This is a genomic window from Alcanivorax sp. DG881 (assembly GCF_000155615.1).
In the GTDB taxonomy this organism is placed as follows: domain Bacteria; phylum Pseudomonadota; class Gammaproteobacteria; order Pseudomonadales; family Alcanivoracaceae; genus Alcanivorax.
Map to the genome: position 1 here is coordinate 2,270,208 of NZ_DS989915.1, position 15,060 is coordinate 2,285,267.

At 55.4% G+C, this 15,060-nt stretch carries 15 protein-coding genes; 2 read left to right on the top strand and 13 right to left on the bottom strand.

What is annotated here, in order from left to right; translation table 11 throughout:
- Positions 1 to 142: 142 nt before the first annotated feature.
- The gene (locus ADG881_RS10290) at positions 143 to 754 is read right to left on the bottom strand and encodes a TetR/AcrR family transcriptional regulator (RefSeq protein WP_007151634.1); all 612 of its coding nucleotides are present in this window, start codon (positions 752 to 754) and stop codon (positions 143 to 145) included.
- A gap of 150 nt (positions 755 to 904) precedes the next feature.
- On the opposite strand from ADG881_RS10290, the gene ADG881_RS10295 reads away from it, so the two are divergent.
- Together ADG881_RS10295 and ADG881_RS10300 are read left to right on the top strand one after the other, a co-directional pair.
- Complete coding sequence (locus tag ADG881_RS10295) at positions 905 to 1,981, top strand: MBL fold metallo-hydrolase (RefSeq protein WP_156790388.1); 1,077 nt, start codon at positions 905 to 907, stop codon at positions 1,979 to 1,981.
- A 110-nt stretch (positions 1,982 to 2,091) separates the two neighbouring features.
- Positions 2,092 to 3,036, top strand: a complete 945-nt coding sequence (locus tag ADG881_RS10300) for an SDR family oxidoreductase (protein ID WP_007151232.1) — start codon at positions 2,092 to 2,094, stop codon at positions 3,034 to 3,036.
- Positions 3,037 to 3,519: 483 nt separating this feature from the next.
- On the opposite strand, the gene ADG881_RS10305 is transcribed toward ADG881_RS10300, so the two are convergent.
- From ADG881_RS10305 to ADG881_RS10360, 12 genes are all read right to left on the bottom strand, one after another.
- Positions 3,520 to 3,912, bottom strand: a complete 393-nt coding sequence (locus ADG881_RS10305) for a hypothetical protein (RefSeq protein WP_039926588.1) — start codon at positions 3,910 to 3,912, stop codon at positions 3,520 to 3,522.
- A gap of 361 nt (positions 3,913 to 4,273) precedes the next feature.
- Positions 4,274 to 6,103 carry a glutamine--fructose-6-phosphate transaminase (isomerizing) gene (glmS, locus tag ADG881_RS10310; protein WP_007149578.1) on the bottom strand — a complete coding sequence of 610 codons (1,830 nt, stop codon included), beginning with the start codon at positions 6,101 to 6,103 and terminating at the stop codon, positions 4,274 to 4,276.
- A 119-nt stretch (positions 6,104 to 6,222) separates the two neighbouring features.
- A complete protein-coding gene (glmU, locus tag ADG881_RS10315) occupies positions 6,223 to 7,581 on the bottom strand; it encodes a bifunctional UDP-N-acetylglucosamine diphosphorylase/glucosamine-1-phosphate N-acetyltransferase GlmU (RefSeq protein WP_039926590.1) in 1,359 nt (452 codons plus the stop codon).
- A 165-nt stretch (positions 7,582 to 7,746) separates the two neighbouring features.
- Complete coding sequence (locus ADG881_RS10320) at positions 7,747 to 8,169, bottom strand: F0F1 ATP synthase subunit epsilon (protein ID WP_007150605.1); 423 nt, start codon at positions 8,167 to 8,169, stop codon at positions 7,747 to 7,749.
- A gap of 22 nt (positions 8,170 to 8,191) precedes the next feature.
- The gene (gene atpD, locus ADG881_RS10325; RefSeq protein ID WP_007149423.1) at positions 8,192 to 9,574 is read right to left on the bottom strand and encodes a F0F1 ATP synthase subunit beta; all 1,383 of its coding nucleotides are present in this window, start codon (positions 9,572 to 9,574) and stop codon (positions 8,192 to 8,194) included.
- A gap of 49 nt (positions 9,575 to 9,623) precedes the next feature.
- The gene (atpG, locus tag ADG881_RS10330; RefSeq protein ID WP_007150649.1) at positions 9,624 to 10,484 is read right to left on the bottom strand and encodes a F0F1 ATP synthase subunit gamma; all 861 of its coding nucleotides are present in this window, start codon (positions 10,482 to 10,484) and stop codon (positions 9,624 to 9,626) included.
- Positions 10,485 to 10,507: 23 nt separating this feature from the next.
- Complete coding sequence (gene atpA / locus ADG881_RS10335; RefSeq protein ID WP_007151537.1) at positions 10,508 to 12,052, bottom strand: F0F1 ATP synthase subunit alpha; 1,545 nt, start codon at positions 12,050 to 12,052, stop codon at positions 10,508 to 10,510.
- Between the two features lie 16 nt (positions 12,053 to 12,068).
- Positions 12,069 to 12,605 carry a F0F1 ATP synthase subunit delta gene (locus ADG881_RS10340; protein ID WP_007148826.1) on the bottom strand — a complete coding sequence of 179 codons (537 nt, stop codon included), beginning with the start codon at positions 12,603 to 12,605 and terminating at the stop codon, positions 12,069 to 12,071.
- 15 nt (positions 12,606 to 12,620) lie between these two features.
- Positions 12,621 to 13,091, bottom strand: coding sequence for a F0F1 ATP synthase subunit B (locus ADG881_RS10345; protein ID WP_007148941.1), 471 nt, complete (start codon positions 13,089 to 13,091; stop codon positions 12,621 to 12,623).
- Positions 13,092 to 13,156: 65 nt separating this feature from the next.
- A complete protein-coding gene (gene atpE, locus ADG881_RS10350; protein ID WP_007151035.1) occupies positions 13,157 to 13,378 on the bottom strand; it encodes a F0F1 ATP synthase subunit C in 222 nt (73 codons plus the stop codon).
- Positions 13,379 to 13,434: 56 nt separating this feature from the next.
- On the bottom strand, positions 13,435 to 14,346 hold the full coding sequence (atpB, locus tag ADG881_RS10355; RefSeq protein ID WP_007149904.1) for a F0F1 ATP synthase subunit A: 912 nt from the start codon (positions 14,344 to 14,346) through the stop codon (positions 13,435 to 13,437).
- 15 nt (positions 14,347 to 14,361) lie between these two features.
- The gene (locus tag ADG881_RS10360) at positions 14,362 to 14,787 is read right to left on the bottom strand and encodes an ATP synthase subunit I (RefSeq protein ID WP_232211719.1); all 426 of its coding nucleotides are present in this window, start codon (positions 14,785 to 14,787) and stop codon (positions 14,362 to 14,364) included.
- Positions 14,788 to 15,060: the final 273 nt, after the last annotated feature.

A 15,060-nucleotide genomic window follows, 5' to 3' on the forward strand; every position in this document is an offset into this window, starting at 1 on the left:
GACTTGATCCCAAGCCGATACGATGGGAATTGAGAGGCGTGCCCCCGAAGCACTGTGCCTGCTTCTTGCCTACAGAAAAAAATCACGTCATTACTAAGAAAAAACCGTCTGATCTCATTGCATCGACACCCGTCACACCGCTTCACTTTTGGTAATGACTCAAAAACAAAGCGGTGGTTTGCGATGCAAGCTCACGACGTTCCTGCACCGTCAGCAGCGGCGTAATCTGCATTAGCTGCGGCCAGAAGCAACCGCCTTTAATCAAGCTATGAACCTGCTGGCTGGCGACCTCGTGATCCAGCTGCTGCAGACGGTCATCGGCGACCGCCGCCTTGATCCACCGGGTGATCGCCGGTTCATGGGCTGCCAGTTTTTCTACTTGCTCGCGCAAGGCGTCCGGGCGGTGGAAAAAATGATCGAAGGCGACCCGGTTCAGGTCGATGTATTGCTGGCTACAGATCACCTCGATTTCCAATTCGATCAGGGCACAGAGCTGGCTATGCAAATCGGCATCCGGATCATAGTCACGCCCTTCATGCACCGTGGCTTGCTGCCATAGCTCCGCCATCAGCGTCATGATCAGCACTTCCTTGCTGGCAAAGTGGTTGTACACCGTGCGCTTGGACACCTGAGCCAGGGCAGCCAGTTCGTCCATGCTGGTGTTGTGTACGCCATGCTCCTGAAACGCATCCCGGGCGGCCTGCAGAATGGCTTGGCGCTTCAGTTCACTTCGGGTCGGGTTTGTCTCGCTCATATGGCTTCCGTTATCCGGGCAGGTCTGGGGGAACGGGGCAACTTTACACTAAGTAGTTTACTTTTCCTAAATCGTCCGTAAACTACACCGTATAGTTTACATTGGTGGCAAATGAAAAAACGCAGATTGATAATGACAGGAGTGCTTGTGATGGCCGTCAGTCTTTTCAAGGCCTGTTCCTCACCGGAGCAGAAGTTCTACAACACCGGCATGACCTCCAGTGGTGGCGCGGCCAACCTGTGGGAAATTGCCAGGATGTACTTGCGCACCAAGCGCGAGGCCCCCACTCCTGCCAGCCCACTTCCGCTGCGCCCTATTCCTGCAGCCGAGCTGGCCGAGCCGGGCAATCACGCCAAAATCTATCGGTTAGGTCACTCCAGCACCCTGATTCATCTTGATGGCAACACCCTGCTGACCGACCCGGTATTTAGTGAGCGGGCCTCACCGGTCCAGTGGGCCGGGCCGAAGCGTTTCCATCCGCTACCGTTTAGCCTGGCCGATCTGCCTGCCATTACCGCTGTGGTCATCAGCCACGACCACTACGACCATCTTGACCGAGACAGTGTGCTGGCGCTGGACCACAAGGTTTCCACCTTTCTGGTGCCGCTCAAAGTAGGCAATCACCTGCGTCGCTGGGGCATTGCCGACGACAAAATCGTAGAACTCGATTGGTGGCAGTCCCATCACATCGGCAGCCTGCAATTTACCGCCACCCCGGCCCAGCACTTCTCAGGCCGCAGCCTCGGCGACCGCGACAACACCTTATGGGCCAGCTGGGCCATACAGGGCCAAGGCGGAAACATTTTCTTTAGTGGTGACAGCGGTTACTTCGACGGCTTCCGCGAGATTGGCGAACGACTGGGCCCCTTTGACCTGACCCTGATCGAAACCGGCGCCTACAACCTGCTGTGGCGCAAGATTCACATGTTGCCGGAGCAGAGTGTGCAGGCCCATATGGATCTCCGCGGCCGTGCCATGCTGCCCATCCATAACAGCACCTTCGACCTGGCTCTTCACGACTGGTTTGAACCTTTGGAGCGGGCCACTGCGGCGGCACAGAAGAATAATATCCATTTGCTCACCCCCATCATCGGCGCACCGGTGATGGTGAAGCAGCCACGGCAAACCCCGCCCTGGTGGCGCGACACCACTGAGCCAGCCTCACTTGAAGCTGCTACGGCGGCGGCCGCAAGCGATATGGCTGCCCTCAAAGGCCAACAACCCTGACCCAGCCTGAAAGCCTACCCTAACGTTGAACTGTGGCATCGGTATCAATCCCAGGGTTGTTTGCCCGGTGTCGCAATAACCCCGAATCAACAAATTAAAGAGTGAAAGCAATGAGCACTAATCCATTTGGACATGAGGGCTGGACGCCCAAACGTATCGGCTCCCTGGCCGGCAAGACTTACGTGATCACCGGGGCCAATTCCGGCGCCGGGTTTGCAGCCAGCGGCATTTTGTTGGCGAAAGGCGCCCGGGTCGTGATGATGAATCGCAATCCAGACAAATCGGCTGCCGCTATCGCAGCCTTGAAACAGCGCTTTGGCAACAACGTGGATGTTTCTTTCGTTCAGCTGGATCTTGCTATGCAGGATTCCGTGCGTAAGGCAGCGGCACAAGTGCTGGAAACCGTGCCCCGGATTGATGCCTTGATTTGCAACGGTGCCATTGCCCAAGTAGCCAAGCAGGAGATCACCCCGGACGGCGTTGAAAGCCAACTTGGCGTAAACCATTTTGGCCATTTTTTGCTGAGCGGTCTGCTGTTTGAGCGCATTGAGGAATCCGCCGGCCGTATCGTGGTCGTTGGCAGCAATGCCTATAAAATGGGCTTAAAGAAAATTCAGTTCGACGATCTGAATTTTGATAGCAATTATACCGCCTGGAATGCCTACGCACAGAGCAAACTGGCGCAAATGATGTTTGCTTATGAACTGCAACGTCGCATCCATGCTGGCGGAAAGCAGGTAGGTGTCTTTGTTTGTCACCCCGGTGCATCACGGACCAATTTGTTGATGGATACGGCCAGCACCTTCAATAAAATACTCTGGTCCTTGCTTTCCCGCTTCATCGCCCAATCTGCGGAAAAAGGCGCGTGGCCGGAAGTCATGTGTGCAACGGAAAGCGACCTGGAAACGGAAACACTCTATGGCCCGACAAAACGCGTGGATACGGTCGGCCCAGTGGGCGAATGCGCCCTTGATCCGGTGGCGCTCAACACGGAAATGGCATCCACACTGTGGAAGACCTCCGAGCAGAAAACCGGGTTTGTATGGCGGCTGTAATTCTGCTCCCTTATGCATCAACCTCGGGGTTCGAAACAATGAACTCCCCAACCCCCGTGGCCGCCTGGCGGCCACGCAGAAAGGTGTGGACTTAGTGATGTTTCTTGCCAGCTCCGCCACTGGATTCATTGATGTGCGGTATAATCGGGGGCGGGGTGCGATTAGCTATGTTTAGCCCGTTGTGGAGGCACGGGGCAGACCTGACTCCCGTGGCCCTTAACGTCAGTCCAACATCAGTAATGCGCTATAGAGCCTCTAGGAAATCCGCCAATTCATGCGTGTCCCCAATTTTCCCCAATTTTTTGTAATAACATCCAAAATGGATTTCAACCACTCATCCTGATCCGTAGATTCTATTTTGATTACTGGCTTCATCCTCGAAGTCACCCCAAGATTTAACGCCCCAAGCTGGGGCTTATTTTGCGTTTTGGAGCGAAGCGACAGCAAAATAAGTCCTGCTGGCTTGGCTTGTTATATCCGTCATTAATCAAGTAGCTCTTTCCGAGCAAGGTTTATCTGCTCCCGGGCGGCGCCATATGGAAACGAGATATTGTGCTTCTTCCAGCGCGACTCCGACAGTTTAAGTGCCTCCTCAATCGCGCTGAGAAAAAACTCAGACGCTGCTTCCTTATCCGCGCTCTGTGCTACTTCCTCGGGAACCGCGACCTGAATCATGAACCCTTGCTCTTTAGAGGAAAACCGTCCAGTACGGAGGCCAGTATAGGGCGGGCTGATCAGCGACCCCGGAAAGTGGAATACGACGTTGAGGAAGGGCTGACTTTCATTGCTCTTGAAGTATCCCCACACGCTCTTTAGTGCGCTTTCGCATGGCAGGGATTCCGGCCCGCCCATCACCGTGCCTATGGATATGGTCACGGACTCTCCTCCTCAGACATAACAGGTATTAGGGAGCCGGCTCGAATATCCAATGAACGCGCCGGCTTCATATTACAGTTATCAAATTTGCATATCGCATGATAAAACCAGAAAAGTCAGCAGGTTACAAATCCCGCTGAGACCGCATTATTCAACCTGTTGACTTCTTCTTTTCCCAAATCAATAACACAACCCTCAATATGAATTACTAACAGGAGAGTTTTGCTTTAGGTCAGCCGAAACAAGCAAGGATTGGATATCGCGCCGCCAGCGACGCTCCTACGGCAAGGTTATTGTTGCCAGCCAGGCACCCATAAAAAAGCCCGGCAACGCCGGGCTCGTTATTAATTATTCACTGCCTTTATTCAACCGTCACCGACTTGGCCAGATTCCGCGGCTGATCCACATCGGTCCCGCGCAGCACCGCCACATGATAGCTGAGCAACTGCAAAGGCACGGTATAGACGATCGGGGAGATGGTTTCCGGTATAGCCGGCATGTTCAGCACGTGGATACCTTCGCCTTCTTTTACGTGGGCGTTTTTGTCGGCGAAGACATACAGTTCGCCGCCACGGGCACGCACTTCCTGCAGGTTGGATTTCAGCTTTTCCAGCAGTTCGTCATTCGGCGCCACGGAGACCACCGGCATTTCGCTGTCGACCAACGCCAGGGGACCATGCTTCAACTCACCCGCTGCATAGGCTTCGGCGTGAATGTAGGAAATTTCCTTTAGCTTGAGCGCCCCTTCCAGCGCCACCGGGAACTGTACGCCACGGCCCAGGAACAGGGCATGGTGTTTTTCCACGAAAGCTTCGGAAAGTTTTTCGATGGGCTTGTCCAGCGCGGCAGCCTGTTCAATCAGGTTGGGCAGCTGGCGTAACTCTTCCAGGATTTTTTCAATCTCGCTGTCAGCCAGACCTTTTTGCCGACCCAGTGCCAGCACCAGCATCAGCAACCCAACCAGCTGGGTGGTAAATGCCTTGGTGGACGCGACACCGATTTCCGGGCCGGCCTTGGTGAGGAACACCAGCTCCGATTCGCGCACCAGGGAGGAGCTATCCACATTACACACCGCCAGACGGCCCACGTAGTTGGGTGACTGGGTGTCACGCAGGGCCGCCAGGGTGTCGGCGGTTTCGCCGCTTTGAGAAATGGTGACGAACAGGGTGCCTTCCGGCACCACGTGCTTGCGGTAGCGGAATTCACTGGCCACTTCCACCTGGCAGGGAATGCCGGCGATGTCTTCCAGCCAGTAACGGGCCACCATGCCGGCGTGATAGCTGGTGCCGCAGGCGACGATCTGCACGGTTTTTACCTTGTCGAAAATCGCCGGGGCTTTTTCGCCGAAGGCCTCGATCAGACTTGCCGGGTTGTCGATACGACCTTCCAGGGTTTTCTGGATTGCCGCCGGCTGCTCGAAGATTTCCTTCTGCATGTAGTGGCGGTATTCACCCTTTTCCGCATCTTCATGGGTGCCGTCGAACTCGTGGACTTCACGGGTTGCCGGATTGCCGGCCGCATCCACAATACGCACGCTGTCGGTGGTGATTTCTGCCTGGTCGCCTTCTTCAAGGAAGATAAAGCGGTTGGTCACTGGCAGCAGGGCCAGCTGATCCGATGCGATGTAGTTTTCGTCAATGCCCAGACCAATCACCAGCGGGCTGCCAGAACGAACGGTGACCAGCTTGTGCGGTTCCGAGGCGTGAATGACGCCCAGTGCGTAAGCGCCATCCAGTTTTTTGGTGACCGCCTGCACGGCGTCAAAGAGATTCAGGCCACTGTCCAGCGCCTGGTGTACCAGGTGGACGATGACTTCCGTATCGGTCTGGGATTCGAAGTGGTAGCCGCTGGCTTCCAGTTCGTCTTTCAGTTCCTGAAAGTTTTCGATGATACCGTTATGCACCAGCGCCAGATCACCACCGGACATGTGCGGATGGGCATTGGCTTCTGACGGCTTGCCATGGGTGGCCCAACGGGTATGAGCAATGCCGGTGAAGCCTTGCGTCTGTTCTTGCGTGGCAGCCTCTTCCAAACCGGCAACCTTGCCCTGACGACGCACACGACTAATACCGCTATCATTCAACAGTGCCACACCGGCGCTGTCGTAACCCCGGTACTCGAGCCGTTTGAGCCCGGTGATCAAGATGTTTGTCACGTTACGCTGGGCAATGGCCCCGACAATTCCACACATGCTTAATTTTCCCTAATTCTGTTTCTGATAGTGGATGTTCGGATGGTGATAACGCCTATCTCCACCCTACAGATACCGTTGTAACGCGGGTTGCGCTGTCAACTCTCCACTATCAACTGTCAACTTTTCTTCGTGGGGCGCTTCCAGTCGCTGACGTTGCGCTGTTGGCCACGAGCAACCGCAAGACCGTTGTCGTCCACATCCTTGGTGATGGTGCTGCCCGCCCCGACGGTGGCGTTTTGGCCGATGGTTACCGGGGCAACCAGTGACGAATTGGAACCAATAAAGGCGCCGTCTTTCATCACTGTCTGGAATTTGTTGGCGCCATCGTAGTTGCAGGTAATCGTCCCCGCGCCCACGTTCACTCCTTTACCAATCTGGCTGTCACCGATGTAGGTCAGGTGGTTCACCTTTGAGCCTTCGCCGATGTATGACTTTTTGGTTTCGACAAAGTTGCCTACCTTGGCGTTATCAGCCAGTTCCGTACCCGGCCGCAAGCGTGCATAAGGGCCCAGCTGGCAGTTTTCACCCACGATGGCACCGTCGATCAGGGTGTTGGCTTCTACCACCGTGCCGGCACCAATGTTGGCGTCGCGAAGAATGCAGTTGGGGCCGATGACCACGCCTTCTTCGATGGTCACGTCGCCTTCCAGGATCACATTGACGTCGATGATGACATCGCTGGCGATCTGCACGCTGCCACGGATATCCAGGCGGGACGGGTCCAGCAGGGTGACGCCATCGCGCATCAGCACTTCTGCTTGAGCCTGTTGGAAAATGCGTTCCAGCCGAGACAGTTGCACCCGGTCATTTACGCCATCCACTTCCCAACCTTCGTTGGGCTGCAGGGTTTCCACGTTCAGGCCGGATTGTGACGCCATGGCAATCAGGTCGGTGAGATAGTATTCACCCTGGGCATTGTTGCTGGAAAGTTTTGGCAGGCTTTCTTCCAGAAAACGGCGAGAGCACGCCAGAATGCCGGTATTGATTTCCTGAATGCCCAGCTCGGCTTCGCTGGCATCTTTCTGTTCCACAATGCGCTGCACATTGTTCTGCCCATCACGGACGATGCGGCCGTAGCCATTGGGATCGTTCAGGGTCAGCGTCATTAGCGCCAGGGTGTTGTCGTCCACGGAGGCGACAAAATCTTTCAGGGTTTCCGGGCGGATCAGGGGGACATCACCATACAACACCAGCACCATGTCTTCTTTCACATGAGGCATGGCCTGCGCGACCGCATGGCCGGTGCCGAGCTGTTCGGCCTGCTCTGCCCAGGCCTGTTCACCGGTGACGGTGGCTTTTACCTGCTCGCCACCATGGCCATACACAATGACGATATTGGCCGGGTTCAGCGACGCCGCTGCATCAACCACGTGCTGCACCATGGGCTTACCTGCCACTGCGTGGAGCACCTTGGGCAGGGCGCTTTTCATGCGCGTTCCCTTGCCCGCCGCCAGAATCACTACTGCTAGACTCATACCCTGTCCTTGTCTTTTTGCTTGCGCCAGTGCCTTGTTATACCACCGCGTCACTTCAGTTTCTGTACTTGTACCCTGTTTTATCCAGGCCATCTCACAATGACAGAAACAAAAAAGGGTAGCACTTGGCTACCCCCTTCTGTGTTGAAGAATTGCAAAAGATGCTTACCGCGTCTTTTTCTTCAACTGTTCGATGGCACGCAGCTGTGCAACGGCTTCTGCCAGAGTGGCGGCGGCACGGGAGTAATCCATTTCGGAACTCTTGCCTTCCAGCGCTTCTTTGGCACGGGCCTTGGCACGCTCTGCTTCAGCGGCGTCCATGTTTTCAGCGCGCTCTGCGGTATCCGCCAGTACGGTGACCAGCTTGGGCTGCACTTCCAGGAAGCCGCCGGATACGTAGAACACTTCTTCTTCACCATTCTGCTTCTTCACCCGTACCGGGCCCGGCTTGAGCCGGGTCAGCAGCGGGGCGTGGCCAGGCATGATACCGAGGTCACCTTCCACACCGGAAGCTACCACGATTTCAACCAGGCCGGAGAACAGCTGGCGTTCTGCACTTACAATGTCGCAATGCACGGTCATCGCCATTTGCTTGTCTCCCGGGTGCAGGTTACTTGCTACGCTTGTTGTAGGCTTCGATCACTTCGTCGATAGAGCCCTTCATGTAGAAGTCCTGCTCCGGGATGTGATCGTAATCACCGCCAAGGATGCCCTTGAAGCCCGCGAGGGTGTCTTTCAGGGAAACATACTTGCCCGGGGAGCCAGTAAATACTTCGGCCACGAAGAACGGCTGGGACAGGTAACGCTCGATCTTACGGGCACGAGATACGGTCAGTTTATCGTCTTCTGACAGCTCGTCCATACCCAGAATCGCGATGATGTCCTTCAGCTCCTTGAAGCGCTGCAGTACGGTTTGAACGCCACGCGCAATGTCGTAGTGCTCTTGACCGATAACCAGCGGATCCAGCTGACGAGAAGTGGAATCCAGCGGGTCGATCGCCGGGTAGATACCCTTGGAGGCGATGTCACGGCTCAGGGATACAGTGGAATCCAGGTGCGCGAAGGTGGTTGCCGGAGACGGGTCAGTCAAGTCATCCGCAGGTACGTATACCGCCTGTACGGAGGTAATGGAACCGGTCTTGGTGGAAGTAATACGTTCCTGCAGAACGCCCATCTCTTCCGCCAGGGTCGGCTGGTAACCTACCGCTGAAGGCATACGGCCCAGCAGTGCAGATACTTCGGTACCGGCCAGGGTGTAACGGTAGATGTTATCCACGAAGAACAGTACGTCGCGACCTTCGTCACGGAACTTCTCAGCCATGGTCAGACCGGTCAGCGCTACACGCAGACGGTTACCAGGCGGCTCGTTCATCTGACCGTACACCAGCGATACTTTATCCAGTACGTTGGAATCCTTCATTTCGTGGTAGAAGTCGTTACCCTCACGAGTACGCTCACCCACACCGGCAAACACGGAGAAACCGGAGTGCTCGATCGCGATGTTCCGGATCAGCTCCATCATGTTTACGGTTTTACCAACACCCGCACCACCGAACAGGCCGACCTTACCGCCTTTGGCGAAAGGACAAACCAGGTCGATTACCTTGATGCCGGTTTCCAGCAGTTCGTTGGTCGCTGCCTGGTCTGCATAAGTAGGTGCAGCACGGTGAATCGGCATACGCTCGTCTTCACCAATGGGGCCGGCCTCATCAATCGGGCGACCCAGCACGTCCATGATACGGCCCAAAGTCTTGGTGCCCACGGGAACCTGAATCGGCTCGCCGTTATCAGTCACGCCAAGGCCGCGCTTCAGACCTTCGGTGGAGCCCATGGCGATAGTACGTACCACGCCGTCGCCCAGCTGCTGCTGAACTTCCAGGGTGGTTTCAGTACCGTCCACGGAGAGGGCGTCATATACCTTCGGTACGGTTTCGCGTGGGAATTCCACGTCGATCACAGCACCGATGATCTGAACAATACGACCGCTACTCATGCTTGCATCCTCTTAACTTGCGTTTTTGCCGCGTTAATCTGCTTGACGATTAAACCGCAGCAGCACCACCAACGATTTCGGAGATTTCCTGCGTAATAGCAGCCTGGCGTGCTTTGTTGTACACCAATTGCAGATCACGAATGATGTCACCGGCGTTATCGCTGGCGGCCTTCATGGCGATCATACGTGCTGCCTGCTCACAGGCATTGTTTTCAACCACACCCTGATACACCTGAGACTCAATGAACCGCACCAGCAGTTCGTCGAGCAGCTCTTTCGGGGCTGGCTCGTAAATGTAGTCCCAGTGGCGCTTGAGCTCTTCATCACTACCCGCTTCCAGCGGCAGCAACTGAATGTTCTTGGGCGACTGGGTCATGGTGTTCACGAATTCGTTGTACACGATGTACAAACGGTCGATCGCACCGCTTTCGTAGGCATCCAGCATCACCTTGATGGAACCGATCAGGTCATTCAGGTGCGGGGTATCCCCCAGGCCTGTGACATTCGCTTCCACGTTGCCGCCAACGCTCTTGAAGAAAGACATGCCCTTGGAACCGACTACGCAGTAGCTGGCCTTGACACCTTTTTCTTGCCATTCCTTCGCGCTTTTGACGACATTCTTGAGCAGGTTGACGTTGAGGCCACCGCAGAGGCCCCGGTCGGAGCTCACTACGATGTAGCCAACGTTCTTCACTTCCCGCTCTTGCAGGTAAACGTGCCGGTATTCCAGATCGGCGTTAGCCAAGTGAGCAACCACCTGACGCATACGGCTGGCGTACGGCTTGCTTGCCGACATACGCTCTTGCGCCTTACGCATCTTGGAGGCTGCTACCATTTCCATTGCACGAGTAATTTTCTTCGTGCTCTGGACGCTGGCAATCTTGCCTTTGATCTCTTTACCGCTGGCCATAGGAACGTTCCTTTATCAGCGAATTACCAGGTCTGGGTGGCTTTGAACTGATCGAGAGATTCTTTGATCTCAGCTTCGATCTCGCCGTTGTAGTCACCCTTCTCGTTGATTTTATCCATCAACGCTTTCTTTTCGCTGTTCATGTAGTCCAGCAGAGCGGCTTCGAAGGAGCCGATTTTCTCGACTTCCATACCTTTCAGGTAACCTTCGTTCGCGGCGTACAGCACAACACCCATTTCAGCAACGCTCATCGGGCTGTACTGCTTCTGCTTCATCAGCTCGGTAACGGCCTGACCATGCTCCAGCTGCTCGCGAGTAGAATCGTCGAGGTCGGAAGCGAACTGGGCGAATGCGGCCAGTTCACGGTACTGAGCCAGAGCCAGACGAATACCGCCACCCAGCTTCTTGACGATCTTGGTCTGGGCTGCACCACCTACACGGGATACAGACACACCGGCGTTCATCGCCGGGCGAATGCCGGAGTTGAACAGGTCGGTTTCCAGGAAGATCTGACCATCGGTGATGGAAATCACGTTGGTCGGTACGAAGGCAGAAACGTCACCACCCTGGGTTTCGATGATCGGCAACGCGGTCAAAGAACCGGTTTTGCCTTTCACTTCACCGTTGGTGAACTGCTCAACATAATCTTCGTTTACCTTGGCGGCGCGCTCCAGCAGACGGGAGTGCAGGTAGAACACGTCACCAGGGTAAGCTTCACGGCCCGGCGGACGACGCAGCAGCAGGGAGATTTGGCGATACGCCCACGCCTGCTTGGTCAGATCATCATAAACGATCAGTGCATCTTCACCGCGATCGCGGAAGTATTCGCCCATGGTGCAACCGGCAAACGGTGCCAGGAACTGCATGGAAGCCGGATCAGAAGCGGAGGCCGCAACGATGATGGTGTTTTCCATCGCGCCGTGCTCTTCCAGCTTGCGCACCACGTTGGCAATGGTGGATTGCTTCTGGCCGATGGCAACGTAGACACACTTAATGCCGGAGTCTTTCTGGTTGATGATCGCATCAACCGCAACGGCGGTCTTACCGATCTGGCGGTCACCAATGATCAGCTCACGCTGACCACGACCGATTGGCACCATGGCATCGATAGACTTGTAACCGGTCTGAACAGGCTCGTTAACTTCACGACGCCAGATAACGCCAGGCGCTACCTTTTCAACCGCATCGGTCTGCTTGGCATCGATCGGGCCTTTGCCATCGATCGGGTTACCCAGAGCGTCAACCACACGACCCAGCATTTCGGGGCCAGTGGGGACTTCCAGAATGCGACCGGTACAACGGACTTTCTGACCTTCGGCCAGGCCCAGGTAATCACCCAGTACCACGGCGCCGACAGAGTCCTGCTCCAGGTTAAGGGCCATGCCGTAGATGCCGCCCTCAAACTCGATCATCTCGCCGAACATCACGTCGGCCAGACCATGAATGCGCACAATACCATCAGATACGGAAACCACCGTACCTTCGTTGCGTGCTTCGGTGGAGGTATCAAGTTTCGCGATGCGCGACTTGATAATCTCGCTGATTTCGGACGGGTTGAGTTGCTGCATCTCTAATCCCTCAAACTCAAGAGTTCAGTTGCTCTGCCAGACGGTTAAGTCGGCCGCGCACACTGCCATCAATTACGGTATCGCCGGCTCGCACCAGCACGCCCCCAATCAGGGATTGGTCGACGGAAGTCGTGACATTCACTTCCGTTCCAAGGCGTTTCTTAAGCGCTGCTACCAGCTTGTCGGTAGCGGCATCGTCCAACTCGAATGCAGAGATCATCTCCACATCGGTGAACTGCTGCTGTTCGGCCAGAAGCTCGTGGAACAGTTGCAGGATGATCGGCAAAAGCGGCAGACGCTTGTTTTGCGTCAGTTGCGCAACGAAGTTGCGCACGCTTTCGTCCAGCTCATCACCACAGACTTCTGCAAAGGCAGAAGCCTTGGTGGCGTCATCCAGTTCCGGCTGGTCAAGGTAGGCACGCATGGAGGCATCACCTGCCACTGCTGCTGCCAGGCCCAGCATCTTCTCCCACTGCTCCAGGGCATCGTGTTCTTTTGCAAACACAAATGCGGCCTTGGCGTAGGGGCGTGCGATGGTGGTCAGTTCAGCCATGGGTTACCCGTATTCTCAGAGTTCAGCCGCCAGCTGCTCAAGCAACTGCGTGTGTGCGTCCTGGTTTACTTCGTTGCCCAGTACCTTTTCGGCACCGCTCAACGCCAGTACAGCCACTTCTTTACGCAATTGCTCGCGAGCCTGATTAACCTCTTGGTCAATCTCAGACTGGGCCTTGGCAATCAGACGCTCACCTTCGGTGCGCGCTGCATCTTTTGCCTCTTCCACAATCTGATTAGCCCGGCGATTGGCCTGATCAATAATTTCGGCCGCCTTCTCTTTAGATTCTTTGAGATTGGCGGTCGCCTTTTCCTGCGCCAGCTCCAGATCACGCTCTGCCCGATCCGCGGCACTCAGGCCTTCGGCAATCTTCTGCTTACGCTCATCCAGCGCCCGTGAAATCGGGGGCCAAACGAACTTCATGCAGAAGAACACAAACAGGGCAAACCAAATGGCCTGGCCAATTAGTGTCGCATTAATATTCATGCCAACACCTCAATCCGCGTTGCTTTAGATTTCCCTAAATCGGGGCTTAAACGTTAAAGCGCGATTTACTGGAAAATCAGCAGGAACGCGATAGCGATACAGATAATCGGCACAGCATCCAGCAGACCAGCGATGATGAACATGCGGGTTTGCAGCATCGGAGCCAGTTCCGGTTGACGAGCCACAGACTCGAGAAAACGGCCACCCATCATGCCGAAGCCCAGACCTGCGCCGATGGCCGCGAGGCCAGCTACGATAGCAGCAGCAAGAAATTGAATGCCTTCCATCTTTACACTCCCGTTAAGTGCTTGGTTGGTTTAATTAAAAACCGGTTTAAAAAATCTTAGTGGTCTTCGACCGCCATGCTCAGGTACACGATTGTGAGTACCATGAAGATAAATGCCTGCAGGGTGATAACCAGAATGTGGAATACCGCCCAGGGCCAGGCACCAATAAACTGCCAGGCGCCCATCATGGCAGCCAACATAATGAATACGAACTCACCGGCGTACATGTTGCCGAACAGTCGCAGACCCAGTGAAACCGGCTTGGCCAGCAGACCGATGGTCTCCAGCAGCAGGTTCACAGGCATAAGCAGAGCCTTCAGGACCGGGTTGCTGGCCTCGAACGGATGCAATGTCAGGGTACCCACAAAACCGCCCAGACCTTTTGCCTTGATGGTGAAGAAGATCACCAGCAGCATCACAGAGAAGGACATGGACAGGGTAATGTTCGGGTCGGTGCTGGGCACGATCTTGAAGTAGGCTTCCTGGGCAGTCCAGCCGAAGAAGGACGTCATGATCCAGCTAAAGGTGCCCGGAATGAAATCAACCGGGATCAGATCCATCAGGTTCATCAGGAACACCCAGCAGAAGATCACCAGTGACAGCGGCGCCACCAGTTTGCTCTTGCCGTGGAAGGAGTCGCGAACCTGGGTATCAATAAATTCAATAATGCTTTCGACGAAGTTCAGGAAGCCGGAAGGAACGCCGGCGGTGGCCTTGCGGGCACCCATCCAGAACAACAGGCACATGATGATGCCGAGACCGCCAGACCAAGCGAGAGAGTCCACGTGGAATGCCGCGAAGCCCATGTCTTTGGCTTCGTTACCGTTACAGGCAAAGGTCCAAGTGCTTTCGGTCAGGGTTTGCGTATCGCGGCCGTCACACTCACGGACATAGCCGGCCGGCAGTTCGCCATAGGTCAGATTACCCAAGTGGTGCTTGATGTAGTCTTGCGCGTTACTACCAGCCATAGAATGCCTACAGTCTCAGTCGTTTTGCCCGTCTTGCCCTGCTGTGCGTCCGTCGAGACGCGCGACCTGAATCCAGCCCACGACCTGGGCGATCAGGAAGCCTAACAGCAGAACCATTGCACTTTTCATTTCCCGCGCTTCAGGGACCTTGGAGAATGTCAGCCAGAACAGCAACAACATGATTGCGATCTTGCCCATCTCGGCCCGCATCGCTGCGGTGGCCATGCGTTTTGGCGCACGGTTGCCCGGGTGCATCCATATCTGGAAACCGCCCCAGGCATAAGCGATCAGGCTGATAGTGCCGCCCCAGGCAGCCACCAGACCGGCGAATACGCCAGCCAACCCGGTTACCAGCAGCCCAAACGCCACAATAGTGGTTAGCTGAGCGCGCATTAAACCCCAGAACAGAGCTCTGTCGGGCTGAAATTCGTTGCTGGTCACCGTGAGCCTCTTGGCTGATGCAAAGTGATGCCACATCAGGCGCTAAGGTCTCGGGCACCCCTGATCTTTAGCGCGGCGAAGTATATGGAGTTGGCACGCAAGAGGCAACCGCCGTACGCGGATTGTTGGTCAAACTTCGCGCATCAGGAACGACTTTTCGCAACAGGATGTGCACAAAACAAGAATGAACCTGATTCAGTAAAAAGAATGCCCAAATACGTGTTTTTTGTATACCTGCGTGATGAGGCAATGACGCCTGAGCCACAGGCCTCA

Bases quoted from the DNA above. Each gene is read 5' to 3' on its own strand.
- ADG881_RS10290 (WP_007151634.1), bottom strand. From the start codon at position 754: ATGAGCGAGACAAACCCGACCCGAAGTGAACTGAAGCGCCAAGCCATT.
- ADG881_RS10295 (WP_156790388.1), top strand. From the start codon at position 905: ATGGCCGTCAGTCTTTTCAAGGCCTGTTCCTCACCGGAGCAGAAGTTC.
- ADG881_RS10300 (WP_007151232.1), top strand. From the start codon at position 2,092: ATGAGCACTAATCCATTTGGACATGAGGGCTGGACGCCCAAACGTATC.
- glmS (WP_007149578.1), bottom strand. From the start codon at position 6,103: ATGTGTGGAATTGTCGGGGCCATTGCCCAGCGTAACGTGACAAACATC.
- glmU (WP_039926590.1), bottom strand. From the start codon at position 7,581: ATGAGTCTAGCAGTAGTGATTCTGGCGGCGGGCAAGGGAACGCGCATG.
- ADG881_RS10320 (WP_007150605.1), bottom strand. From the start codon at position 8,169: ATGGCGATGACCGTGCATTGCGACATTGTAAGTGCAGAACGCCAGCTG.
- atpD (WP_007149423.1), bottom strand. From the start codon at position 9,574: ATGAGTAGCGGTCGTATTGTTCAGATCATCGGTGCTGTGATCGACGTG.
- atpG (WP_007150649.1), bottom strand. From the start codon at position 10,484: ATGGCCAGCGGTAAAGAGATCAAAGGCAAGATTGCCAGCGTCCAGAGC.
- atpA (WP_007151537.1), bottom strand. From the start codon at position 12,052: ATGCAGCAACTCAACCCGTCCGAAATCAGCGAGATTATCAAGTCGCGC.
- ADG881_RS10340 (WP_007148826.1), bottom strand. From the start codon at position 12,605: ATGGCTGAACTGACCACCATCGCACGCCCCTACGCCAAGGCCGCATTT.
- ADG881_RS10345 (WP_007148941.1), bottom strand. From the start codon at position 13,091: ATGAATATTAATGCGACACTAATTGGCCAGGCCATTTGGTTTGCCCTG.
- atpE (WP_007151035.1), bottom strand. From the start codon at position 13,378: ATGGAAGGCATTCAATTTCTTGCTGCTGCTATCGTAGCTGGCCTCGCG.
- atpB (WP_007149904.1), bottom strand. From the start codon at position 14,346: ATGGCTGGTAGTAACGCGCAAGACTACATCAAGCACCACTTGGGTAAT.